General features: G+C 46.2%; 20 protein-coding genes. 14 read left to right on the forward strand and 6 right to left on the reverse strand.

Annotated elements, in window-relative coordinates; translation table 11 throughout:
• The first annotated feature begins 381 nt into the window (after positions 1–381).
• Positions 382–807, forward strand: a complete 426-nt coding sequence (locus tag MKY82_RS05550) for a DUF6157 family protein (RefSeq protein WP_083397661.1) — start codon at positions 382–384, stop codon at positions 805–807.
• 133 nt (positions 808–940) lie between these two features.
• Here MKY82_RS05550 and MKY82_RS05555 read toward each other — a convergent pair whose 3' ends face one another.
• Positions 941–1963 (reverse strand): zinc-binding alcohol dehydrogenase family protein, encoded by a 1023-nt coding sequence (locus MKY82_RS05555; RefSeq protein WP_194545056.1) that lies wholly within the window; start codon positions 1961–1963, stop codon positions 941–943.
• Positions 1964–2112: 149 nt separating this feature from the next.
• On the opposite strand from MKY82_RS05555, the gene MKY82_RS05560 reads away from it, so the two are divergent.
• Entirely contained in the window at positions 2113–2490 is a 378-nt protein-coding gene (locus MKY82_RS05560) for a helix-turn-helix domain-containing protein (protein WP_194545057.1), read from the forward strand.
• A 159-nt stretch (positions 2491–2649) separates the two neighbouring features.
• Here the strand turns inward: MKY82_RS05560 and MKY82_RS05565 are convergent, their stop codons facing one another.
• Positions 2650–4002 carry a solute carrier family 23 protein gene (locus tag MKY82_RS05565; RefSeq protein ID WP_113060800.1) on the reverse strand — a complete coding sequence of 451 codons (1353 nt, stop codon included), beginning with the start codon at positions 4000–4002 and terminating at the stop codon, positions 2650–2652.
• A 57-nt stretch (positions 4003–4059) separates the two neighbouring features.
• On the reverse strand, positions 4060–5424 hold the full coding sequence (gene guaD, locus MKY82_RS05570; RefSeq protein WP_339295692.1) for a guanine deaminase: 1365 nt from the start codon (positions 5422–5424) through the stop codon (positions 4060–4062).
• A gap of 546 nt (positions 5425–5970) precedes the next feature.
• On the opposite strand from guaD, the gene MKY82_RS05575 reads away from it, so the two are divergent.
• On the forward strand, positions 5971–6411 hold the full coding sequence (locus MKY82_RS05575; protein WP_220686428.1) for a hypothetical protein: 441 nt from the start codon (positions 5971–5973) through the stop codon (positions 6409–6411).
• A gap of 171 nt (positions 6412–6582) precedes the next feature.
• On the forward strand, positions 6583–7368 hold the full coding sequence (locus tag MKY82_RS05580) for a superoxide dismutase family protein (protein ID WP_339295693.1): 786 nt from the start codon (positions 6583–6585) through the stop codon (positions 7366–7368).
• Positions 7369–7942: 574 nt separating this feature from the next.
• Here MKY82_RS05580 and MKY82_RS05585 read toward each other — a convergent pair.
• A protein-coding gene (locus MKY82_RS05585; RefSeq protein ID WP_339219424.1) for an IS1182 family transposase occupies positions 7943–9303 on the reverse strand; the annotation gives its coding sequence in 2 pieces (ribosomal slippage) (positions 7943–8736 and positions 8736–9303; 1362 coding nt in all).
• Between the two features lie 144 nt (positions 9304–9447).
• Positions 9448–9780 (reverse strand): hypothetical protein, encoded by a 333-nt coding sequence (locus MKY82_RS05590; RefSeq protein WP_339221991.1) that lies wholly within the window; start codon positions 9778–9780, stop codon positions 9448–9450.
• A gap of 1161 nt (positions 9781–10941) precedes the next feature.
• Here MKY82_RS05590 and MKY82_RS05595 point away from each other — a divergent pair.
• The 10 genes from MKY82_RS05595 to MKY82_RS05640 all read left to right on the forward strand — a co-directional run bounded on the left by MKY82_RS05595 (position 10942) and on the right by MKY82_RS05640 (position 22306).
• Positions 10942–11325: an AAA family ATPase gene (locus tag MKY82_RS05595; protein WP_339295694.1), complete on the forward strand. Its 384-nt coding sequence runs from the start codon at positions 10942–10944 to the stop codon at positions 11323–11325.
• An 88-nt stretch (positions 11326–11413) separates the two neighbouring features.
• A complete protein-coding gene (locus MKY82_RS05600; protein ID WP_339221996.1) occupies positions 11414–11929 on the forward strand; it encodes a DUF4241 domain-containing protein in 516 nt (171 codons plus the stop codon).
• A 223-nt stretch (positions 11930–12152) separates the two neighbouring features.
• Entirely contained in the window at positions 12153–14141 is a 1989-nt protein-coding gene (locus MKY82_RS05605; RefSeq protein ID WP_339295695.1) for a DUF2207 domain-containing protein, read from the forward strand.
• 310 nt (positions 14142–14451) lie between these two features.
• A complete protein-coding gene (locus MKY82_RS05610; RefSeq protein ID WP_220686424.1) occupies positions 14452–17787 on the forward strand; it encodes an S-layer homology domain-containing protein in 3336 nt (1111 codons plus the stop codon).
• Between the two features lie 175 nt (positions 17788–17962).
• Positions 17963–20041 carry an ATP-binding protein gene (locus MKY82_RS05615; RefSeq protein ID WP_339295696.1) on the forward strand — a complete coding sequence of 693 codons (2079 nt, stop codon included), beginning with the start codon at positions 17963–17965 and terminating at the stop codon, positions 20039–20041.
• A gap of 106 nt (positions 20042–20147) precedes the next feature.
• Positions 20148–20303, forward strand: coding sequence for a hypothetical protein (locus MKY82_RS05620; protein ID WP_220686422.1), 156 nt, complete (start codon positions 20148–20150; stop codon positions 20301–20303).
• A 174-nt stretch (positions 20304–20477) separates the two neighbouring features.
• The gene (locus MKY82_RS05625) at positions 20478–20717 is read left to right on the forward strand and encodes a hypothetical protein (protein WP_339295697.1); all 240 of its coding nucleotides are present in this window, start codon (positions 20478–20480) and stop codon (positions 20715–20717) included.
• Positions 20699–21151 carry a hypothetical protein gene (locus tag MKY82_RS05630; RefSeq protein ID WP_233354760.1) on the forward strand — a complete coding sequence of 151 codons (453 nt, stop codon included), beginning with the start codon at positions 20699–20701 and terminating at the stop codon, positions 21149–21151. The genes MKY82_RS05625 and MKY82_RS05630 overlap by 19 nt, the downstream gene beginning before the upstream one ends.
• Positions 21152–21163: 12 nt before the next feature.
• Entirely contained in the window at positions 21164–21376 is a 213-nt protein-coding gene (locus tag MKY82_RS05635) for a hypothetical protein (protein ID WP_339295698.1), read from the forward strand.
• A 492-nt stretch (positions 21377–21868) separates the two neighbouring features.
• Positions 21869–22306 (forward strand): hypothetical protein, encoded by a 438-nt coding sequence (locus MKY82_RS05640; protein WP_339295699.1) that lies wholly within the window; start codon positions 21869–21871, stop codon positions 22304–22306.
• Between the two features lie 218 nt (positions 22307–22524).
• Here MKY82_RS05640 and MKY82_RS05645 read toward each other — a convergent pair whose 3' ends face one another.
• Positions 22525–23604: a GntR family transcriptional regulator gene (locus MKY82_RS05645; RefSeq protein ID WP_339295700.1), complete on the reverse strand. Its 1080-nt coding sequence runs from the start codon at positions 23602–23604 to the stop codon at positions 22525–22527.
• Positions 23605–23611 lie beyond the last annotated feature (7 nt).

Below are 23611 nucleotides of genomic sequence, written 5' to 3' on the forward strand. Positions count from 1 at the left end.
GGTATTGCCGGATAATGATAAGGTTTCTGAAGAGCGATGCAGATCATAGCATACAATATGATGAAGGTTTCAATCATTAAAAACGTATACTTAAACCACTGGGGCAACCCTAGAACCAGAGAAGTCCCAAGCATGATTTGTACCGTCATTTTTTCTTTTCTTGTGGTTAATTTCATTCTCGTCACCTTTCGTATAAGAAGTCTGAATCATATCTTAAAAGGTGACGCGGGTAGAGGTTCAAGCATTTTTTTAATGGGGGGAATAAGAAAAGACGGCGATAATGACTGACCGATTCTGTCAGGGATAGAGGGTTATAATTAGTTTTAAATAAGTCGATGTGTTATGAGCGGTGCTATATATATTGGTTTAGGAGGAACGATAATGGATTGGAATTACTATGACACGTTTATTACCGTTGCCGCAGATTGCCCCGTTGAGACTGGAACGCAGCCGCCAGACAAGAAAGACGGAAAAACCAAGCCGGGCATCGAGTTTGAGTTAATCACGAATAATCCGTACGCCTATACCCAGGAGGAGCTCTTGTACGAAGTGCATATCCGGCACAAAAACATTCCGGAGACGGAGTTAGCCGAGAGAGGGAACCAGATTCGAGACGAGTTTTTTAGGAAGCCGCAACCATGCTTGAGAGCATCGATGCTCCCGAAGAAATACGGGTGGGGGATTCATTTCAATGCGAAGGGGCAAATCGCGATCGTTCCGGTGGAATCCCCCGACTATCGGCGCTTTGTGGAAGGAGCCAACGGGAAGGTGAAGCTGCTCGCCGCTATGAGAAACAAGAAGAAGTGAGTGCAATCATAGGTTCAGTAGACACAATTACGCTAATGTGAACAATCGTTGCATCAAAAAAAGCAGGCAAAACTGGAATCCAGTTTTGGACTGCTTTTTTTGGACTTTTATGATTTTGATCCGTGTAAATGAATTATTCGAAATGTTCGATAACAACTTTCCCAACCATTTTCCCGGATTCAACCATTCCATGGGCTTTTTTTAGATTTTCAGCATTAATCGGTCTAAGTACGTCGGTTAGGGTCGTTACTATTCTTTTTTGATCGATAAATTCTGATAAGGCAGAAAGTAATTGATGTTGTTCTTGCATGTCTTCTGTTTGAAACATGGCTCTCGTAAACATAAACTCCCAAACAAAGGTAGCACTTTTACTCTTGAGTACATTTAAATCTTGTTTCTCAGCTGTTTCAACAATCGAACAAATTTTGCCTTGTGGAAGTATAGAAGCAGCAATTTGATCCCAGTGTTGATCCGTATTATTTAAACAAAAGATATAATCAACACCTTTCAAGTTGATTTCTTCCAACTGTTCAACAAAAGGTTTATAGTGATTAATCACATAGTCCGAACCAAGTTTTTTGCACCAATTTATTGATTCTTGTCGGGAAGCTGTTGAGATAACCGTTAATCCTGCTAACTTTGCCAGTTGAATAGCTATAGAACCTACTCCACCTGCGCCACCTATAATTAAAATAGAACGTTCTTTATTTTTTTGTGTATTGTTCAAGTCGATACCTAATCGTTCAAATAATCCTTCCCAAGCGGTTATGGCGGTTAAAGGTAATGCAGCTGCTTGTGCATCATTAAGTGTTTCAGGTTTCTTACCAACGATTCTTTCATCTACTAAATGATATTCGCTATATGTTCCTGGTCTAGTTATACTTCCTGCATAATAAACCTGGTCACCTGGTTTGAATAATTTACAATCTTCCCCAACTTCTTCTACAATACCTGAGGCGTCCCATCCAAGAATCTTTGGTGTTTCCTCTTGTTTATCTTTAGGCGCCCTTACTTTCACATCAACCGGATTAATCGAGATGGCATTGACTTTAACTAAAATATCGCGTCCTTCCGCTTTTGGCTTCGGTATTGTAATATCGATCAGACTTTCTGAATGATGAATGGGAAGGTATTTATACAATCCTACGGCTTTCATTTCCACCATATGATATCTCTCCTTTATTTTAAGATCATTTCAAAATGATAAGTACAGTTATAATATAGGTGATAATAATATAAAAAATAAGTACGCACATTAATGTTGTATAGTAACATTATGTATACTGTAAAAAGAGGTGTGTCATGATGCGCAATCGAAAAAGTGGTTACGGAAAGTGTACGGATGGTCTTCAGCATGCTTGCCCCGTAGAGGTTACGTTAGATGTAATTGGGGGTAAATGGAAGGGTGTCATTATTTATCATTTACTTAACGATACGCGTAGATTTAATGAGTTTAGACGATTGGTTCCAGGGATTTCTCAGCGGATGTTGACTTTACAATTGAGAGAGCTTGAAAATGATGGGATTATTCATAGAGAAGTGTATAATGTCATTCCTCCAAAAGTAGAATATTCCTTAACACAATTTGGCCAGACATTGTCCAACATCATTATCCAGATGAGAGAATGGGGTGAAATATACGCTGAGCAAGTACAAACGCAAAAAACGAAAACATCAATATAGTTACAGTCGAGGTATCTAGCAAAGTTAAAATCATACTCTCAAAATAGAAAAAACGCTGTGCTTATCGTAAGAAGCTTACGAGAAGCATAGCGTTTTTCATGAATTCTATTATTTCAAATGTAGGGCTCAGTCAAAAAGTGCCCTGCCTCGCTCTACAACTTACTTCGCACTAGGCAGCAATTTATTCAACAAGATCGCTGCAAGCGAAGCAGCCAGAATCGGTGATCCGAGTAAATACTGCACGAACGTAGGCAGTGTGTACAAGAAATCTTTAGGAATGAGCACTAACGCTAACGTCAAAATCATCGGAATAGCAATAATGTACATTTCTTTTTCCCCGATTTTCACGTTCTTCATGACCTGGATCCCGTTAATCGAGATGATGCCGCAGACGATGGCGAATACGCCGCCGATGACCGCGGTTGGGATCGAGGAGATCAGCGCGGCCAATTTGCCGGAACAGCCGAAGAGGACAAACCATCCGCCTACCGCCAGGAAGACCCGGCGACTGGCCACACCCGTGATGGAGATAATGCCTGCATTCGTGGAATAGCCGGTAACCGGCGTGGAGCCGAGTCCTGAAGCAATCAGGCAGCTGATCCCTTCGCCAATCACCCCTCGGTTAATGTTCTTATCCGTTAACGGTTTATCGATGACGTTACTGATGGCAAACCATGTACCCGTTGTTTCCGCCAGCAGTACGAGGTAAATGATGACCATGGTGATGATCGCCGAGAAGTCGAACGAAAAGCCAAAATCCTTAAACGGAATCTGCGGCATGCTGAACCACTTGGCGTTTGCAACAGCGCTGAAATCCAGCACACCCATAAAGTTGGCGGAGATACATCCGATAATTAATGCGACCATCACGGACGTAACGCGGAATATCGCGCCTCTTGTTCGGAACAGAGAACCCAGGATGACGAACAGGATGAGTGCAGCCGCTGAGATCAGGGCCAGCAGCACATTCTGATTGATGGTGGCGTCCGTGGCGCCGTAGATATTGTCTCGAATCGCAACAGGCAATAACGACAGACCGACAATGAAGATGATCGTGCCCCCGACAATGGGCGGGATGAAGGATTTAACGATTTTATTGAAAACTCCCGTATATCCCAAAATAATGACGAGGATCGCGCCAATTAAGCTCGCGCCCAGCACGGAACTCCAACCCATCTCCCCGCCGCCGCTGGCGGCATATATGGCGACAATCGCGCCGAGTGGAACATAGGATGGGCCCTGCGCCATCGGCAGCTTCATACAGAAATACGTTTGCACGATCGTGGCAAGCCCTGCCGCAATAAACGTGGATTGAATCAATGCGCTGGACTGATTGGGCGCTAAGCCGATTAACATGGCAATCAGGAAAGGAACGACATAGACGTCCATCGCGACGACATGCTGTAAACCGAGAATGGCGGATTTCCCGAATGATATTTTGCCGTCGGGAGGTACCGTTAAATGCTGTGACTTCGTTTGCTCGTCATTTTGCTTGTCTGCTTGTGTATTCACTCCGCTGGACACCTCGAATGTTAGGATGAATTGCTTTTTGAACAACCTCTATCTTTCTTAACGCGTATGAACCTTTTCCCCTTGTACCCACACCTCGCGGATATGCTCAGGACGTGCCAGATACATGATCTTCTGAAAAATATCTTGTGTGTCTTCATTCTCATCGAAAATCGGCAGCTTGGCGGATGGAAGTCTCGTATCGATCACCTGCACATCCCATGAGTAGTTTTCTTGTATGCGGCCAATCGGCAGGCTCAGACTTTCACCGCCTCCGGCCGTGGCCAGATAGAATGCCTCATGGACCGTAATCCGCGACTCGGGCACGCCGCGAGCTTCCGCAGGAAGGGAGGTGTTCACGCCATCTTCCAGCATCCTCGAGGACATTACGGCCTGTCTTATATTATCGAAGAGACTCGGTGAGAAGCCGCCGGATAGATCCGAGCCTAAACCGATCTCCACATTGTTGGCGTGGAAGCGGGCGACCGGGATGACGCTGTTGGCGAAATACGCGTTGGATATCGGGCAGTGCGCGATCGCGGTGCCGGTGTCAGCGAACAATTCGGCATCCTGGTCATCGAGAAAATTACAATGAGCCATGACCGATTTATCGCGCAGCAGGCCAAAATCATGCAGGGCAAACGCATCGTTTTTCTGGAACCGATCTTTCACATACCCGTGCGCCCAATCGCTTTCGCTGCAGTGGGACTGCACATACGTGTCGTATTTGGCTGCCAGCTCGCCTAGCCCCTTCAACCCCTCATCGGTGCAGCTTGGAATAAAGCGTGGGGTCACGACGGGATACACGCCTTGTTTGGTGGTCTTGGCGAGTTCCTGTACAGCGATAATAAATTCCTCCGTATCCGCCAGTGCCGTGGATGTGTCCGCATCGCGGTAGTAATCCGGATTCTGCTCAGGATCGTCCATGACAACCTTTCCGACAAGTCCGCGCTGGCCTTTGCTCGCACAGATTTGGGCTAACAACAAGCTGGCTTCTTTATGCACCGTGGCAAAATAAAGGGCCGTCGTTGTTCCGTTGGCCAGCAGGGTACTTACCACATCGTCGTAAACCTTTTGCGCAAACTCCAGATCGGAGAATTTGGATTCCAGCGGGAACGTATACGTATTCAGCCAATCGTAGAGTGGAATGTCCAATGCGGTTCCGGATTGAGCCCATTGCGGGGCATGAACGTGCAAATCGACAAAGCCAGGCAGGAAATACTGTCCTTCCTCTAGTCGGTGAAAGCTGTCAGTGCCTTGATGCATATCCAGCAAGGATTGATAGTCGGCGTCTTCCGGTGCCACGACTCGCTCAATCATGCCGTCCGTGTTGATGCAGTAAAGATAGTCTCTCAATACTTGAATTTCTTTGGGAGATTTGCTTGAAAAAGAAGTCCCTTGAAATAATAACATATATTTACTCATGTTTACCGCCTTAATGTTCGTTTTTTGGAGCGCTTTTGTCATTATAGTCCGTTAAAAAAGAGATGTCCATAGTTTAAAAGCGAATAGATATGGGGTTGAGTTATTAACGAAGACTCCATAGTAATGACAGGTCAGAAACTCGGTTGAGATCATTCGGAGTTACCCGGGGGATACAGGGAGGCTTCTTCATGAGAGATAACGTCCGCTGCCTTTTTTGTAAAGAGAAAAGGATATCAGTCGGCCCCCACAGAATAACTTGAAGCTGCAATCATTTTTGAGACTTGAAGGGGATTTGAAATGAAGACTAAATTGATCATGGTCGAAGGTCTGCCGGGTTTCGTAGCGATTACTGCAAGACGCAGGCTCAAGTATTGAAGGCCCGGCGTAGGCTGGAGTACCGGATCTTGGACAGTCTTGGACTGAACAAGGAACGAATGAACAACTCCCATTATGATCAAGAGACGTGCAGAACCATGCTGATGGATAAGCTGAAGCTGCATAAGGTCATCCAATAATACTATTTTGTGAATAAGGAAGGACGATTTGATGAAGCACTTTTTAACGATCATGCTGCTCTATATGACGGCTCTATTAACAGGCTGCGAGAACGAACCCGGCTGGGAAACGATGCAGCTGCTGGACGAGAAGGTTGTCGAAATTCGGATTTCGGCATTTGAGTCATGGGACGAGATGAACGGGGATACACTGGTTTCTTTCAAGGAGGCGAAGGCTGTAAGCGCATTTGAGGAAGCGATCCGTACGGCTCGCAAGCAACCAGATGCTGCCAAACGAACAGACCCGGATTACGACGTGATGGTTATCTATGATCAGCAATCCCCGATTCACGCCATTAAGCTGTGGTTGGGGGAAGAGGGTCAGGAAAGTGTGTTTAGCTACGGTTTCAAAGATTGGGGAGAAGATGTATATGTGGTTTCCGCCAAACATACGGATCGGATGAGAGAACTCATTTTGCAAGAGGGGCATTAACGCCGTAGCGGAGGGAATCTCTTTTTTATGTTCAGTAGCTGGAGATGATATAAAAGCCAGTTTAGTAGGTTATTCAATCCGTATATCTGTCTTGGGGAACAATAAATAACGCCGAACGCCTCATATCCCATAAAATAACGACTTAGACGTATAAAATCAGGGGATTGGGAGATGAATGAATATCATCATTCAGGAGGCGATGAAGTGAAGAAGAAGACCAACAAATTAAAATATATGGCTGGAGCATTTCTTGCCGGAGCCCTGCTGTTCACAGGAATTTTGTTCGCTGCTGCGAATCCCGAAGGAACTTTAGCTGCGATTAAATACACGATGTCTAAAATAAGCTACTACGTGAACGGCAAGGATAACTCCACCACTGATGGACCATTTGCGCAGCAAGGGACGGCGGCCTCGGATTCCGAGACTCCTACCGGCAGCAGCGATGCACCTGCTCGCATGGTTTCCGATCCGGTTAATCAACCCGTGTTCTGGGACCAGGCTTTAAGAAAGGAATCTCTGGGGCATCTTGAAGTCCAGCTGTACAATGCGGCGGGGGAGTCTGCCGGTTCCGCTATCTTGGAGCAGATCAATGACGGGGTGAAGGTGAAGATCATCGCATCCGGCCTTACACCAGGCAAGCATGGGTTCCATGTACATGAGAACACGATCAAAGATAGGGATTTCAAGTCTGCCGGTGGGCATTTTAATCCGACCGACAAGCATCATGGACTCAAGCATCCACAAGGAAGCCATGTTGGCGATATGCCGAATCTGGTCGTAGGCGCAGACGGCACCGTGGAAGCGGAGACGATCATTCAGCATGGCACCCTTAAAAAGAACCAGCCAAACTCGGTGCTCGGACGCTCGCTGATCATTCATGCCGGCGAAGATGACGGCGTAACCGATCCATCGGGCAATTCCGGCGACCGGGTGGCCGGGGGGAATATTCCGGAGTAATCCTGCAAGCTACAGGTAACATGTGGTTTGTAGCATATGAATGTCAGTGAAAGACGCATCTCTTTAGGAGGTGCGTTTTTTTGTGATGGTTGTGTGGCGGGACATGGAAGAAGAACCTGGTTGGGAATATCTTATAAAAGGTATGGTGTGGCCAATTTTATTTATCAGCTTTTGAAGCAAAATATACAACCATAGATATGAGTGCTATAGATATAAGAACTTTTACTATATTGAATATTGAACCAACACTAAAACTAAATATGGAAAGGAATGTTGTATCATTACCCAAGCCAGCGAACACAGCCAAATTAACAAGTAATATGCTTAAACTAATAGAAACTATGACCACAAATAATGAAAAACCGGTTATGAATTTTTCGTTATCATTTCGCATTATCAAAAGTATAGAGAAAAGACAAATAACTAAAAGAAATATAAGAAACATAATTAACCCCCTATGAATTAAAATAAAGAGGATATAATCCTCTCCAGATTGTCGAGAAACCCTGCACTTTTTTCAAAGTACAGGGTTTCTCCCTTTTTAAGTGGTCAATTCAAGAGGGGAAATGGGGGATTACCCCCTGTTTTCCAGGCGATCCAAGTGGATCGCCATCTTCTTCATATTCTGCACGGTTGCTGTCATCAGAGCTTGTTCCCTGACGTTTTGCAACCCGCGCAACCGGCAATAGCGAAACCCATGGAGCTCTTTGGCATCCGCGAAGCTTCGCTCAATCGTTTCTTTTCGTTTTCGGTATAAATACTTGCCGGATCGACTGAGCCGGTTGTTTCGCACCCATTCCTTGCTGTCTTCCCAGACATGGCGCGTGACGACCTTGCGGTGATTCCGTGAACGGGTACATTGCTCCAGCATCGGGCAAGTCTTGCAGTGCTTCGGATCGGAGGCATATTGCCGGTATCCTTCTCGATTCGTGGTGCGATACAACAATTCATGCTGGAGCGGACAAATATAACGGTTACGCTCGGCATCATAGGTAAACTTCCACTTCGGAAATAAGCCTTGGGTCGGATGAAATCTCCGGTGAGCAATCACTCCAAAGATCCCCCGTTCCTGCAATCCTTTGCAGATGGGGGTTGTTAAATAGCCTGAATCCAGGGCAACGGCTTCAACTTCAAAACCAAATCGCTCTCGTTGGCGATCCAAACGCGACAAATACGGTACAGAATCATGGACGTTTCCCGGCGTGACGTGGACATCGGTAATCAGATTGTACTTCAAATCAACGGTCCGGTGATCTAAATAAAAGAATCCTTCCGGTTTCCCGTCGCGAATCATATAACCGCTATCCGGGTCGGTTTTGCTCACCTTGATTTCTTTCTTCTCGACCACATCCTCTCTGGGTTTTAAAGCTTTTTTCCATGCGCCTTCCGGTCGGCTTCTACTGCGCCATTGAGTTCGTCCATGTAATCTCGTGTGTTTTGTAGAACCTGCTGCTTGGTGTACTGGTGTTTGTTCGCATTGGCCTTCACATGCGTGGAATCCGAAACCAGGACTCGTCCGCCGACCATGCGATGCTCGATTGCCTGCAGCACAATCTCATCGAAGATATCTTGAAAGATATTAGTGTCTTTGAAACGAGTCCGTCGGTTCCAGCTAATGGTGGTATGGTCCGGAACTTTGTCTGTCAATCCCAAACCAAGAAACCAACGGTATGCCAGATTCGTCTGAATCTCGCGTTCCAGTTGACGCTCTGAACGGATGCCGTAAAAATAACCGAGGAAAATCATCTTAAATAACACGACAGGATCGATGGCTGGTCGCCCATTATCAGCACAGTAAAGCGGACGGACCTTTTCGTCGATGAAAGAGAAATCGATATACTTGTCCACTTTACGGAGCAGATGATCTTGAGGAACCAATTCTTCAATCGAAACAAACTCGTAAGCCTGCTGTTTTTCTCGGTTAGAACGCAACATATTTAACACCCTTCCGAACGGTTTATTTACTAATATTATATAGTATTAACGCGGTGTCGTGTTGAACTAAATACACAAAAAATAGCTGTCGAGACTTTCTCGACAGCCTGAAGAGGATATAATCCTCTCTATTTTAATTGTAAATTACTTAGATGCGTACGAGAAGTACATGCTTTTAGTCTGTGGACCAAACGCATATAAATCCTGAGAATTAAATAGATTGTAAGACCAACGAACATTAAGCTTTTTTTGTGCTGGAGTATTATAATGCCCTACAGCAAATATTACATCAAATGATTGGCCTGTTTTTTCAAGTTTCTTCCCTTTTGCGAATTCAGCACTAGCCTTTCTAACTTTAGTAGAACCAGAATTATCATATGTTTTCATCGAGTGGTTATTTACAGTTTGTGAACTATTATAAGCGGTGGAAAAAGAAATAGGAGTCAATGGAAGTTGAAACGAGGCAGAAATATCCACCTTTATAGAGCCACCATAAGGCGCTTTTTTGCGTACGCTCAGAAAACCATTAGTGAAAATAATAACAACAAAACGATGGAATTGGATGAATATTAATTTTTAGGGTTATATATCCATTTAGTTGATGAGTGTAATACTCAAAGGAAGTACATGTTGAAAGTTTGATTTTTATAAGGGGAGAGATATTGGTGTGAGGAGAGTTTTCGGTTTTTTTATATTAAATTATTACTATTCGAAAAAGTGGCGTTTGTTTGGTCTGTGGTTTTTCCTCTTTTTACTACATTGGTTATGCAGAAGAATATCTTGGATTCTACTAGCCACAATCTGGATATGATTAAATACATTTTTTGGTTTTGGGCCTTTATTATCAGTACGTTTTTAAATGGAATAGGACTACAAACAGCAAGGCTTAAAGGAAGTGTTTCATTAAAGACTATACTTTAATTAGTTTAGTGCTTTTCACAATGATTGTGACGCTTATTTACAGTGTGTTTTCATTGAAAATATTAATATTAATGTTAATGGTCATCATTGTTATCATTTCAATACCATTAGCTTTTGCAACTTTTAGCGTAGCACTTTTACCTGTTCAGTTTTCCAGCATATCCACCATATTGAATATTTTGATGTATCCCTTTTTTAAGTTGCCATTAATGTTGATATGAAAAATGTGTGGTTATTGGAAATATGGGCTCTGGATTGTTCGATCACGAATTTCTATATGTTCAATTTATAATTCCGTTATTATTTTTTGGTTTCGTAGGATGCATAGCCATGAGAAAAATAGACTTATTATCGATGCTGCAAAGATAGAATTACAATAATATCATGTGATTAAAATTAGGCTATTCGTACTTTAGTATGAATACATAAGTGAGGAATTTTGCTAAGAATATCAAAAATCTTAAATTTAAATATCCAAGAGGAAAAGATTTTGTGTTACAGGATGTAAAATTCTCATTACATACAAAAAAGTTAAATGCAATTGTTGGTGTAAATGGTTCTGGTAGAACAACAATGTTTGATTGCGTAACTAATGTTCTAAAACCGGAGTCTGGAGAGATCAATTTACCTTCTGTACAGGATATGTGACCCAGAATCTGAATCTCTTCTTCACCTGTTAAACCTGAAGTTGAAGGAACGGATTTTTACACTGAAAAAATGTCGCAACTTGAAAAAGAATTGTTTGAACATTTGTGGGATTTACGAATCGGGAATATGTCTATCGGTGAAAGAAGATGGTTTTTTATCAACTTATTAATTAGAATTGACCGTTCTTTATATATCTTTGATGAGCCAACAAGTGGAGTAGACCCCGTATCTAGAAAAAGAATACACGAGTTAATTGGGAAGCTTATAGAAGAGGGGAAAACTTGTATTATATCTACACATCAACTTCAAGACTTAATGTACTTAGATTCCCACCTAATCATACTAAATAGAGGAAAGATTACATATAAAGGGGATTTCAAAGAATGGTTACATCTAAATAAATCAAATAATCCAGATGAAGCTTTTGAAAATATGCTAATCTCGAATATGTAAAGGTTGCTGAATCAGGGGTTCGCTCTTAAACTCCCCCATCATAAGTGCTAAATAGAACCATCATACGCTGTTATTGGAGGTATCTTCTTTGATCATTCAACTGGGCAATTTTGAAGTGAATTCCGGACAATTAGTTGTTGCGGATCCTTGTTATGAATTGAATACGAACATTATCATCATGGGCGTGTTGGAAGCTGTATTAAATGGAACGTGGGTTGGGGAAGTGCAGAAGGTAGAGATCCCGGATTGGGGCGAAGCCAACGCAAAGCTAACGGCTTACCATCACTCGGCAGCTGAACAGGGGGCATTCCTGGAATGGATCAAGTGTCCTTTTGTAGCTGGGGTGGATAGCGGGCAGGCCGGGATTTTTGATATTCAGAAGTACCGAATTCCAGACGCTGATGCGACATCGGATAGCTCGGATACGGATACGAAATGGTATTATGCCTGCTGCGATATCACCGAGAGTGGAGAAGAAGCGGGTGTCCTGGATGGAGGCGTCGTATCCCGGACCGGCATTGGCGATGGTGCATATGGCGTGTATAAGGCCGTGAATGAGCAGGATCAGGTGGTTGGCGTAAAAATTGTGTTTATTAAGAGCTAGTTGAGTGTCAGTGTAACGAAATACGAGCAAGCGCGAACAGCCATGGAAGGCATCCTTTTATGCTATATGAATTTTGAATACTATAAAGTATGGTTAGCTATGAATCAAGACTTTTAATAAGTAAATCTCTTTGGTAGCAAAAACAGAAGAGTGGCCCTCTGTTCATGCTGTAAGACTATTAAGGCGCCTCTAGTAAAGCTAACTGGAAAACAGGAGGTTTACTGTGAAAATAAAGATTGAACATGTGTTGTTTTTGGCTGTTAGTATTGTTTTGGTTGTTATCTTAGGCGGGTGTAGCAACGACAATGAGTTAACTATTGATCAAGTGGACGTTGTGGCCAAGGTAATGGCGGACGGGGACTTATATGTGGAAGAGCTATTCACTTACACAGTACAAGGAGAGTATGAAAGAATTCCTAGATATATGGACAATTTCGGGGGAGCGAATATTGAATTTTTTGAAGCTTATGTACCACCGAATGACCGAGAGCTCGGTAATCTTGGTTATGTTAATTTGGAGCGTTATCCGGTCTATTTAAGAACTAAATCAGGTTCTTATTACATCGAATTACAAGCTAAAGATGAAACGAGGCAGATCTATTATCGCTATAGGCTTGATCGAGAAGCTGTGAAATATGACGATCGTGGAGAGCTGGATTGGACTGTACTCAAAGATAACAGGTTTGATCATCACAACGTAACCGTTAGGGTTTATACAGAACAGCCTGCAAAAGAGAATTTATCCGGATATGCCTACGATCGCTCAAGAGGCAGCTTGACGGAAATAAACAATCGTTGGATTAGATACGAAAATGCCCTATTACCCGAAGGGGATAGTGCGAGGCTGAAGTTGTATTTCCCCCCAGAGGTGCTGACGGAGAGGGAAACAGAAGAGCCCTCAGCCTCACTCTCGGAACGACTGTTAGATGAACAGAAGCTTCAGCAGAGATTCGAAAAGCGTGAACATTTACTGAAAGCGGGTCAACATATCAGCCACTGGCTGACCTATGTAGCCATAGCGGGTATCGTCTATTATTCCCTTTCGCTGCGTAGGATCTCATCCTGGTGGAGTGGTAGGCGGATCAGCTTCGAAGATCTCGCAGCGATGGATCCAATCGATCTGATTTACCTTTTCCGGAAGGGAAAGCTCCGACTTGCAGATGGGCTGGCCGGTGTATTTTCGCTGCGCCGTAAAGGCATGGTGAGTGTTTCATTAGTGCCATCAGATATGCGATTCCAGGAAGATTCGAGAGCGCCGAAGAGGCTTCCAGAGTTTACATTCAAGGGTAATCGTACAGCCCTGAAAAAACCAGACCGTTATTTGCTTGGTTGGCTGTCTCACGGTACGACTATCCTGAACTTGGAGAGAATTTCTGGCCCTACGAAAACAGAGCGCAGAAATAAAGCGACTATGGGTAAATACATAAAGCGGATGAGAAGTCTTAAAAAGGGACTCAGCCGCTGGCAGGAGCTTGTGGAGACTGAGAATAGCAAAGGGATCATGTTCAAGGAATACGCGGCGAGAAAAGTCATCATACCTGCTCTAGCTCTCATACATCTGGTTTTGCTCATCTATCTGTACATTGCAGACGTAACGCCTTGGGGATGGGTAGGAGTATTGGCCATTATTTTGGGCGGCGGACTCATATTGGCTTCTTTTCGCTGGCGCCTCAAAAGATACATCATCATCTTTTTGGTCGTTTGCTTTTTCGTTGCAGCTCCAATTTTGTATGATCCACTGGTCGACGAATACTTGAACTTCGTAATTCTTTCATTTTTATTTGTTGGTTTTTTACCCCGAGGAGCATTAGATCAGCGTTCGGCAGCTTACCTAAGCGCTATAAAGCGGTATCGACGGAAGCTGGCAAGAGGCGGACATGGCGAAGGCAGGGGTGAATATGACCGTAATCGGCTTGAAAAGATGAGAGAGGATGCGCTATTGCTTGGTGTAGGAGAACGTTTTATGAGAAAGGTAAGCAAAGAAAATCCGAATTTTATTTTCTCAGAGGCTTCTTCTCTGTTCGATAAAGATGTGGATACCGCTATCGATTATGTCTTTATTCATTCTTGGAAAGGAATATCTGATGGAACATCTTCCGGAAGAAATAGCAGTAATGGTGACGGTGGAGCAGACGGAGGGAGCTCATACGACTACAGTAGTGACGGTGGCTATGATGGAGGTTCTGGAGATGGTGGTGGGGGAGGAGATTGACTAAGAAGTTATGGACTAGTTCCCTTCCCACATCACGAAAAGGGAGGAAGACTGCAATCCGGATGGGACTGCAGTCAATACGGTAAATAACATCATAGGCCAATCTTAGCCGAGCGAAAACTCAGGGCCGCTCCCTGCATTCGCTCGGTTTTTTCGTTATGACTGCTTTCCTATGAACTTGAAACAAAATTGAGACAGTCTTTATTCCATTGTTATATTACACTTAATTGAAGATGTTGAATTTTATCAGATCACGACGTGTTTCTATGACTCATCGATGACTGTACTGATGCAAAGGAGAAACCTGTTTATGAAAAAAATGTCCATCGTGCTGGCAGTAACGCTCATTTTTTCGATGGTGCTTGCTCCCTTGGCTTCCGCTCAGCCCGTGCTCTGGGCTGGAAACGACTCGGTTCCGGCCGAAACGGACGGTTGGGTGTGGGTCGGGACCGCAGAAGAACTGGCTTATATCAATCGGAATCAAGCGTCTTACCTGGATCGGAATATCCGATTGACCGGCGACATCGATATGACCGGATACGATTGGGTACCCATAGCCGATGAAGCGACCGTCTTTAGCGGTATTTTCGACGGAAGGGGACACCGGATCGAAGGTCTCACCATCGATGGAGGAGCTCTACAGTATGTCGGCTTCTTCGGCCGCGTATCGGGGGCCATCCGTAATCTAAGCATTTCCGCACAAGTCAACGGCGGCAGTTATGCCGGCGGATTGGTGGGACACCTGATAGGCGGCAGCATTCTCAACTCGCATTCGCAGGGCACCGTTACGAGTGGCAATACGGTTTCCGTGAGCGTAGCAGGCGGGTTGGCCGGGGCAGCCAATGGCGATTCGACCATTCTTCGCTCATCTTCATCCGCTGCCGTCAAAAGCGGCGATGCCCCCAATCAGTATGCCGGCGGGCTGGTCGGTTCACAGGGATTGGGCAGCATCAATGATTCGTATGCCACCGGAAGGGTCACGAATACGGAGAGAGGTCAATATTTCCATGGGGGCGGATTGGCCGGACAAATGATATACGGAACAATAGCCAATAGTTATTCTACAACTGCAATCATGAAATCCGGAAGCGTCACCTATTACACGGTGGGCGGTTTTATCGGAATCGTGACGCATTCATCCATCGACGCCTCATATTACGATAACACGACATCGGCCCAAACCGCTGGCGTGGGCGTTGGGGATATCATAGGCTCACCTCAACTCACAGGCCTAACCACCAACGAGATGAAGACGGCCTCCAATTATGGCGGCTGGGATTTTGCGAATATGTGGGCCGTCCACACTGGCGTCAATGGGGGCTATCCGTTTCTGCGCCCGGATATTTTAACAATCGATCTGCCGCGGGCGGCCAAGGACGCTCCTTATTCGATGGTGATAGATGCTTTCGACGGCGCAAGTGGGGGCTTGTCATGGAGCGCCTCCGGACTTCCCAGTGGCCTATCGATGACTGCCTCTGGCAGAATCGAAGGCAGCGCTACGGTGAGCGGCGCGTTCCCGGTAACGGTCTCGGCGACCGATGCGGGCCGGAACACCGTCAGCGCGGTATTGACTCTGTACGTGGATGAACCGGCACAGGACATCGACAGGCTTACTATTAGTCCAGGCAGAGCGAACGGTTCGACGAGCGCGACGGCAGTTCCAGGCGATCCTGGGCATACATTCGCTTATCTGCTCGAGAAGGATGCGGGGATGCGTCCTCTGGTGGGTGATGCGCTGCCTGGCGAAGCGGTCTTGTACTCGCTCGGAGCGGACATTGTGGATCCAATCCCGGGTCAATATCTCCAGGTGTTTGAACTGGATGTACAGAAGCGCATTCAGGCATGGAGCAGCGTACAGGTGGAAGCCGCACATATTCGAGACCAAGTCCGCGTGACGGGAGTGACGCTGGATCAGACGGCATTGACCCTTGCGGCAGGAGGTGCTTCACAGAAGCTGACAGCCGTCCTTATGCCCGTGAATGCGTCGAATCAGACGGTAACCTGGAACTCCAGCGATCCGGCCGTCGCTCAGGTGGATCAGAACGGTGAGGTGACGCCGATTGCAGAAGGTACGGCGGTCGTTACGGTGACGACCGTCGACGGAGGGTTCACGGCCACCGCAGCAGTGACGGTCCAGTCGGTTCCAGTGGACACGGGGACGGTGATCGGCGCAGTCTACGGTACAGGGAATACGCCTCTGGTCGGTGCGGCGGTATCGGTGGGCGGAATCAAGGATATGACCGACGCCGAGGGGAGATTTACAGTGAATAACGTAGCGGCAGGCAGCCATGCACTCACGGTGACAGCAGCGGCGTATAACGATTATACGACAACCGTAAATGTCTTAGCTGGGGGGACAGTTGACGTAGGGCGCATCGATTTGAGAGCTGCCTATACCCCAGAACCGGTACCCCCATCCTATAGCTGGGTTCCGGTTTCTGCCCCATCCCCTGTACCGGACCCAAGAATGGTCGTAACGATCAACGGCAAACAAGTTCGGGTAACCGCCAAAAAAGAGCAGGAGCATGACGGGCGCACCGTTCTGAGACTGATAGCGGACTCCGATCTGGTTCGGTCATGGGTCGTTGGCGGGGAAGATATCGTCATTGACATTGACAATGAGGATCCGGTGGTGAAGGTCGATCTCCCGGCTGAAGCGCTGCAGGTTCTCCTTTCGGCGAAGCCGAGTGCAGCCATTCGGATTGGGGTGAACGGGGCAAGCTACAGCGTTCCGCTGTACGTGCTAAGTGACCTCAAGAACCGAGCGACCGTAACGGTCGTTATTGCGAAAATGGCGGATTCCGCAAGGCGCAAGCTGGATGTGGTATTGACTCGTCAAGGCTATGACATGCTGGCGGAGCCGATGAGCTTTGAGCTATACAGCAACGGCGATGTAAGAATCGAAGGGGAAGACACTTACCTCAAGCGGACATTCTTGATTAATGATGCGGCAGGATCCGATCGTTCCACCGTCGTGTGGGTGGATGACGCAGGAAAGCCGCGCTTCGTCCCTTCCATTTTGGAAGGGGAGACAGCGACTTTTTATAGCCCATATAACGGTGTGTACACTGCGGTTCGCTCCAACCGAACTTTCGAGGATATCCAGGGACATTGGGCGCAAAGTAACATCGAGCGGATGGCGAACAAGCTGATCGTGAACGGATCGGCTGACGGCATGTTTGATCCTAACCGTACGGTGACCCGCGCCGAGTTCGTTGCGATGCTCGTACGTGCGCTCGGACTCACCGAGAAACCGCAGCTTTCTTCCTATTCGGACGTTGGGCCGAACGGAATTTGGTATACCGGTGCGATAGGAGCCGCATCCGCGGCTGGCTTGATTGAAGGCTACGCTGACGGTTCGTTCCGACCGGACGCTAGGATCACGAGAGAGCAGGTGGCGGTTATGCTGGCCAGAGCAGCACGATATGCCGGCGAGCTTCCGCCAAAGGACGCTTCGACTTTGGAAAGCTTCTCGGACTATGCCCAGGTATCCGATTGGGCCAAGGGAGCGACTGCCGACCTGTTGGCCGCCGGCATGATCGAAGGCGTCGGGAAGGCTGCGTTCGCACCGCAGGCGTTTGCCACGCGCGCACAAAGCACGGTTCTCTTAAACCGAATGCTGCTCTACTTGAATTTCATGAACTGATTGCAGCTGAATAGATGGCGCGCACATTCCAACCGAGAATGTGCGCGTTTTTTTGCGTTTATTCCGTAATGGAGCCTATTCGTAGACTCGAAACATAGTATAGTATAAAAAAATAGCAGGTTTATTAGTTGAAAGATTCAACGGGCGAGAAGCGGATGGAGTGAGGATGTAACGAATGGAGAAGATTGCAAAACATCGCATTATCGGCTTGGATCGGGAAATGATGAGTTTCACGGATTGGCTGACGGATTCCCGGGCGCAGACATCCATTTTTTCAATATCAGGAATTGGCGGCATTGGCAAAACAACGCTGCTGCTGCAAATGGCCCGCACGGCAAGGCAGTCCTCGGTGCGTTCTCTTTGGCTGGACGGGCAAGGAGGTTTAACGACGTCGGGCGCTTTTCTGGCGAGTCTGGAGATGAGTCTTGCAACTGAATACGGCAGAACCAGGGCTCCGGAATCCGCGCTGCTGCCATACATCGTTAACGAGCTTCAACTGCAGCGAACCGTTTTGTTCATAGACAATGGTGAGGAGATCGAAAAGCTGGAAGGGTGGCTGTTCTCCAGATTTCTTCCTGAGTTGAAGTCCGCCCACGTGCTGATCGTATGTGCCTCGCGCAATGGACTGCCGCTCAAATGGCAGACGAATCCGGAATGGAAGTCCCGAATGAAAAGGTTCTCTTTGCGGTTGTTTACTCGAGAAGAGGTCTACGATTATTTAGGCGACAGCGGCTTGTCTGCGGAATGGCAAAGGGCTATTGCCGAGAAGACGGAAGGCCATCCGTTGTCGCTTGCCTTGACCGTGGATATGCTGCTTTCCGAGTCTGTAGAGCAGTGGGATGTATGGCGAGAGGTTCCGGCTGTATTGAGCGCCGAATTTTTGCGGGAAGCGGCGTCTCCTGGCGTGTACCGTGCGCTGACGGTTTTGTCGCTTCTGCCTGTTGCCGACGAGAACATGCTGAACCGGTTGTTGGATACACCTTTGGAAGGGGCGGACTATTACCATCTGAGGGCGCTTTCGTTCGTACGGGATACGGTGGATGGGATAACGCTGCACCAGGTCGTTGCTCGAATGTTACGGGATGACTTTACGCGCAGAAACCCCGAACAATTTGAATCGGTTCGCCATCAGGTGTTCGTCCTGCTGGCGGAACGATTCCATTCGGTCGACCAACGCATGCAGATGCACCTGAGCGCCCACATCTTGGAGCTGTACCGTGAGTTTCTGCCCTCGGCGCATGCGTATGCCAATTTCTCGTCAAGCCTGAAACCCGGCGAGCATAAGCCGTTCGAGCAGGAAGATCTCCCGTATTTGCAGCGCTTTTTGAAGGCGTCTATTCGGGGTTCCGACTGGCAGTCCGAACTGGTCGAATCTGCCGATTACCCGGTTTTGCTGGAGGAGATTGCAGCTCATTTTCCTGAAGGAATCTTTATCGTGCGGGACGAAAAAGGGATACCGCTGGCGTTCTGCGCAGGCGTATGGCTGCATGCCTTGAGCTTGCCCTTGTTGGAACGATATGCGCCTGGGTGCAGGGGGATGCTGGGGGAGGAAGTATCTTCGCTGCATCGGCTGCCACCGGAGGCAGCCGATACGATATTTGTGCTGTTATCCGCGGTAAACTCCGAACAATCCTTGTATCGTCCCGAGGAGCTGGGGGCCATGCTGATGCAGCAATGGCTGGTCCACATGACCGGCGGTTTGCGGGGGATTTTGGCGGCGGGGGATCCACAGTTGAATTCCTTATTGTCGATTCTGGGATTCAAAGCGTGCGGGAAAGCGACGGGATATGCGGGCATCGAATTGACGACATGGGAGCTGGATTTTAGGCAAACGAGCTTCGATCAGTGGATTCAGTGGATCATCCGGCAAACGGAGACAGCAGCAGGACAACCGGCACATCAGCGGGAGGATGAGTATCCTCCGGCCATTGATCGAAGCGTAATGAAGCAAATGCTGGAACGGCTGTTCGATCCCGACAAGCTGGAGGAACTCCCTGTCGTTCGGCAATTGGGTTGGGACGGGATGCAGGTGAGGAACATCATTCAAGGGATTCTGGCCGACGGACGTCCGATGGAACCTTTGACGCTGTTGGAGAAGGAAATTCTCATCGCAAGTTATTTGCGCAAGGACCGGAACAAAAGCCAGCTCGCAGCATCCTTCCATATGAGCAGAGCCACCTTTTACCGCCATATGCGATTGTCCGAAAAACATCTGGCTTTTGTGCTAAGCGATTTGATGAGGTCCGGATTCTGAGCACGCATAGTAAAGGCGTAATTGTTATAGGATCCCATAGCACCTTTACGCAGGTTGTAGCATAGGACTGCAAGTGAAATACGCATCTCTCTAGGAGGTGCGTTTTTTGAGTTCTATATTTCTTGAGATACACACGATACTGCTGAAACGGAGGTTAGCACGATACAAGAAGCATAGCGCTGTGGGGCTTCTGAACCAAAAGGCACGATTCTTCCAGATTGCATACTCTCATGCCATTGATATGAAGGACTCTGGAGAATAAAACGATTGAGCATCTCAGGATCATCGGCCAGGAATTGAAAGCCATTGCCTTTCGGTTTATTTCAGCCGATATGCATGAAGATCGGCAGCTGCAGCGAGTGGCGCTAATGAGCCCAAAACGTTCTGGGACCATGCGGGGGACTTCTGGCAGGGACTGCAGACCGGTGCGAAGTCCGTGGCAAATTCGGTGAAGGATACGGCGACATCCTTGGTAGAAGACCCGCTTGACACCGCTAAGGATATGGCCTATAACATGACCATTGGAACGATCGAGGAGGCTGCCGAAACGGTGGTCTGGGGAGGCAAAATGATCTTTGATGCCGATACCCAGGTAAATTCGCCGCAGACGTCGAGGCGTCGGGCGGTGCGTTCAATTTTGCCGGACAGCAAGCAGCCATGGCCATCGCAGGCTTGACCACGCGCCGGTTAGGCGTGAAGACTCACCCGAACCTGAAGAATGATTCGGGTGGGGATGGTGGGAAGGTTGAGGGGCCGCCGAGATTTGCAACATCAAGTGGTGATTTAAGTCAAAATTTAGTTGATCATATTCTTAATAGACATTCTGTGAATAGCACAAAGAATCAGCTCCCATTTTTACAAAAGAAAATGTCGGATGATCAAATTAACGAAATGTTAAGTAAAAAATCTTTCTTTAATAAAGAATGGTCGGATAATAAAATTGCTGAAGCTTCTACGTTGGCTATTAACCAATTAAAACAGCAGGGAGTTACCGATGGATTGCATACTGTTACTGTTTTTGGTGAGCCAATTAAAGTATTTATTAGAAATGGAAATGTGGATTTTGTTTATGGAACAAATATGTATAAACTAAGCGATTTATTAGATTAGGGGTGACCGGACATGTTTACTATTTCCTTTAAAGCATATGATAATTTTGATGATATTAAACAAATGTCTGCTCAACAATTTGACCAGACAAAACAAGATATAGAAGGGATCATTGAACTGAATTTTAACGGCAATAAATACGGATTGTTCTTTGATGATTGTCCTTTTGGCGAGGAAAGGCTTATTCGATGGTTTGTTGACTTATTAACGATTGCAAAAAAATAAAGGAGCATAATTATGTTGCGTATCGAATTCCAGATAGTGCAAACCTATGGCTTGAATTTATTTTGCAGGGAAAAGAGCTAAGTGTAAGCCTAGTAGAGGATGTTGATCGAAAATCAATAATAGATCTATTTATTTATAAACCATACAAGGAATTTACGTATTCACAATGGAAGGGAAGTATAATCAGCACAGTTTCTTTTGTGGAGGAAGTAATAATAAGTTCAAGCAAGCTGCTAAATTTTATAGCTGTATTGAATCCTCAACTATTAAATAGCGAGAATATTCAACTATTAGAAAATAAAGTGCGTGAGCTAAGCTTATAATGAGTGTTTTTCTAGCTAATCACCTCAGTACAAGGAAGTGGACAATGGACTCGAAAGGGAACTTTCATAAAGAGAATGTCCTAAGAGAAAACAGTCCTCATTATGATGAGTCAATTGCTAATGATACGCATATTCCTTTTACACCATAATATTGAATGAGGTGAAAAAATTGAATATAGAAGAACTAAAGGCAACACTCTCTGGATCGAATACCGAGGAAAAAACGGAGATATTAAGCCACCTTTGTGATATTTTCGAATCCTATAACCATTCGATTGATAATTTCATTGATATTGTTACAGTATTACTCCATTTCGGTATTAAAGAAGAGAATTTAGATATGAAGGAAGAAATATTTAATACAGTACTATCCGCAGCAACTTATAAAAACATTGAGGGGATAAATTTCGATATTTTAGCTGACAATCTTGAACGTTTGCCTGAAGAATGTCTCCATTCCGCATTGACGATACTAAGCTTCACTTATAAAAAGGAGTATTTACCTTATCTAACCAAGTATTTAGAACACAGAAACAGTAGCATCAGAGCAGACGCAATAAATGCGATAAATGAAATCGAAGGTTACTGGTCTAAAAGGCAAAATTAAAGGAACTTATATATTTGCTTCTTTGCAAGGAAATCTATTATGATCATTAACCCGACAGTAACAAATATTAGAGGCTTATTCCAACTCAAAGATGAGTTTGGAATAAGCCTTTTCCATGTTCAATGTATGGAATAAGTGAAACGAGTCGCTAACGGAAGTTATAGAAAGAATAGTAAGGTTCAACACTTCAGGAAAGCAAGGAATTTTATTTAAACTCATTAACCTTGGACTGGCTTGATCGTGTCACGTATGACCAAGCTTGTAGGCAGCATGACTTTCTTATTCCCGTAAGACGAGCCTTCGGTAATTTCGAACAGCAGCTTGGCGCTCTCATAGCCGAGGACGTCGAAATATTGCTTCACTGTGCTCAAAGCGATCTTGGCGAATTTGGAGCTTTCAAAATCGTCAAAGCCCATTAGGGATACTTGTTCGGGGATACGAATGTCAAGTGCGGTGAGCTGTTCGATTACCTCTAGGGCCCGCTTGTCGTTCGCGCAGAACAGCGCGGTCAGCTCTCCAATTTGGATAAGGCGCGCAAGCGCGGCGTAGTCCAATTCCTTGTCCAGGAACAAGAGCGATTCGGGTATCGGAAGGGACGCATTCGACATGGCGTTGCAATAGCCGTTATATCTGTCAACCTCCGGGCTCAGGTGGTAGTCGTAAGCAGCAAATCCGATTCGGCGATGACCTTGTTTTATCAAGTATTCTACAGCTTCATAAGCTCCGTCGTGGTTGTTACAGGTGACGACGTTGACCGGATAGCCGGAAGGGGAACGATCGAGCATCACGAACGGAATCGCTTTTTTGCGAATTTCCCCGAGATAGCCCTTCGCAGCTTCGGGATTAGAGGAATAGATGAGTATTCCTCTTAGTTCCGTTTGAATCAGTTCCAGAACAAGCTCTCGTTCCTGTTCGAAGTCGTTCTCCACGAATTCGATGATCAGCTTGCAACCATGCTTGCCCAGAAAGGACTGTATGCCCCTCATGATCTGCATATACGAACTATCGTAAAGGTCGACGCCGGAAATGACGAAGGCCACCAGATTTGAGGTCTTTTCCGAGACGGTTGATTGGTTGGCTACAAAGCTTCCCTTACCTCTGACGCGGTAGATCACGCCCTCGTTCACTAGCTCCGACAGCGCTTTACGGACAGTGATAGAGCTGACATCCAGCAGCTTGGAAAATTCCGACTCGCTAGGAATCCGGTCGTCCTTTGTAAATTCCTGATTCTCGATCTGGGATAAGACATAGTCTTTCACCATCTGGTACTTTGGCAGAGCCACGTCCTTCTTGCTCAAGTAGGTT

The organism is Paenibacillus sp. FSL W7-1279 (genome assembly GCF_037969845.1).
Lineage (GTDB): Bacteria > Bacillota > Bacilli > Paenibacillales > Paenibacillaceae > Paenibacillus_AQ.

Coding starts and splice junctions, on each gene's coding strand:
- MKY82_RS05555 (WP_194545056.1), bottom strand. CDS start 1,963: ATGAAAGCCGTAGGATTGTATAAATACCTTCCCATTCATCATTCAGAA.
- MKY82_RS05610 (WP_220686424.1), top strand. CDS start 14,452: ATGAAAAAAATGTCCATCGTGCTGGCAGTAACGCTCATTTTTTCGATG.
- MKY82_RS05560 (WP_194545057.1), top strand. CDS start 2,113: ATGCGCAATCGAAAAAGTGGTTACGGAAAGTGTACGGATGGTCTTCAG.
- guaD (WP_339295692.1), bottom strand. CDS start 5,424: ATGAGTAAATATATGTTATTATTTCAAGGGACTTCTTTTTCAAGCAAA.
- MKY82_RS05635 (WP_339295698.1), top strand. CDS start 21,164: ATGTTTACTATTTCCTTTAAAGCATATGATAATTTTGATGATATTAAA.
- MKY82_RS05630 (WP_233354760.1), top strand. CDS start 20,699: ATGGCCATCGCAGGCTTGACCACGCGCCGGTTAGGCGTGAAGACTCAC.
- MKY82_RS05550 (WP_083397661.1), top strand. CDS start 382: ATGGATTGGAATTACTATGACACGTTTATTACCGTTGCCGCAGATTGC.
- MKY82_RS05615 (WP_339295696.1), top strand. CDS start 17,963: ATGGAGAAGATTGCAAAACATCGCATTATCGGCTTGGATCGGGAAATG.
- MKY82_RS05595 (WP_339295694.1), top strand. CDS start 10,942: ATGTCGCAACTTGAAAAAGAATTGTTTGAACATTTGTGGGATTTACGA.
- MKY82_RS05575 (WP_220686428.1), top strand. CDS start 5,971: ATGAAGCACTTTTTAACGATCATGCTGCTCTATATGACGGCTCTATTA.
- MKY82_RS05580 (WP_339295693.1), top strand. CDS start 6,583: ATGAATGAATATCATCATTCAGGAGGCGATGAAGTGAAGAAGAAGACC.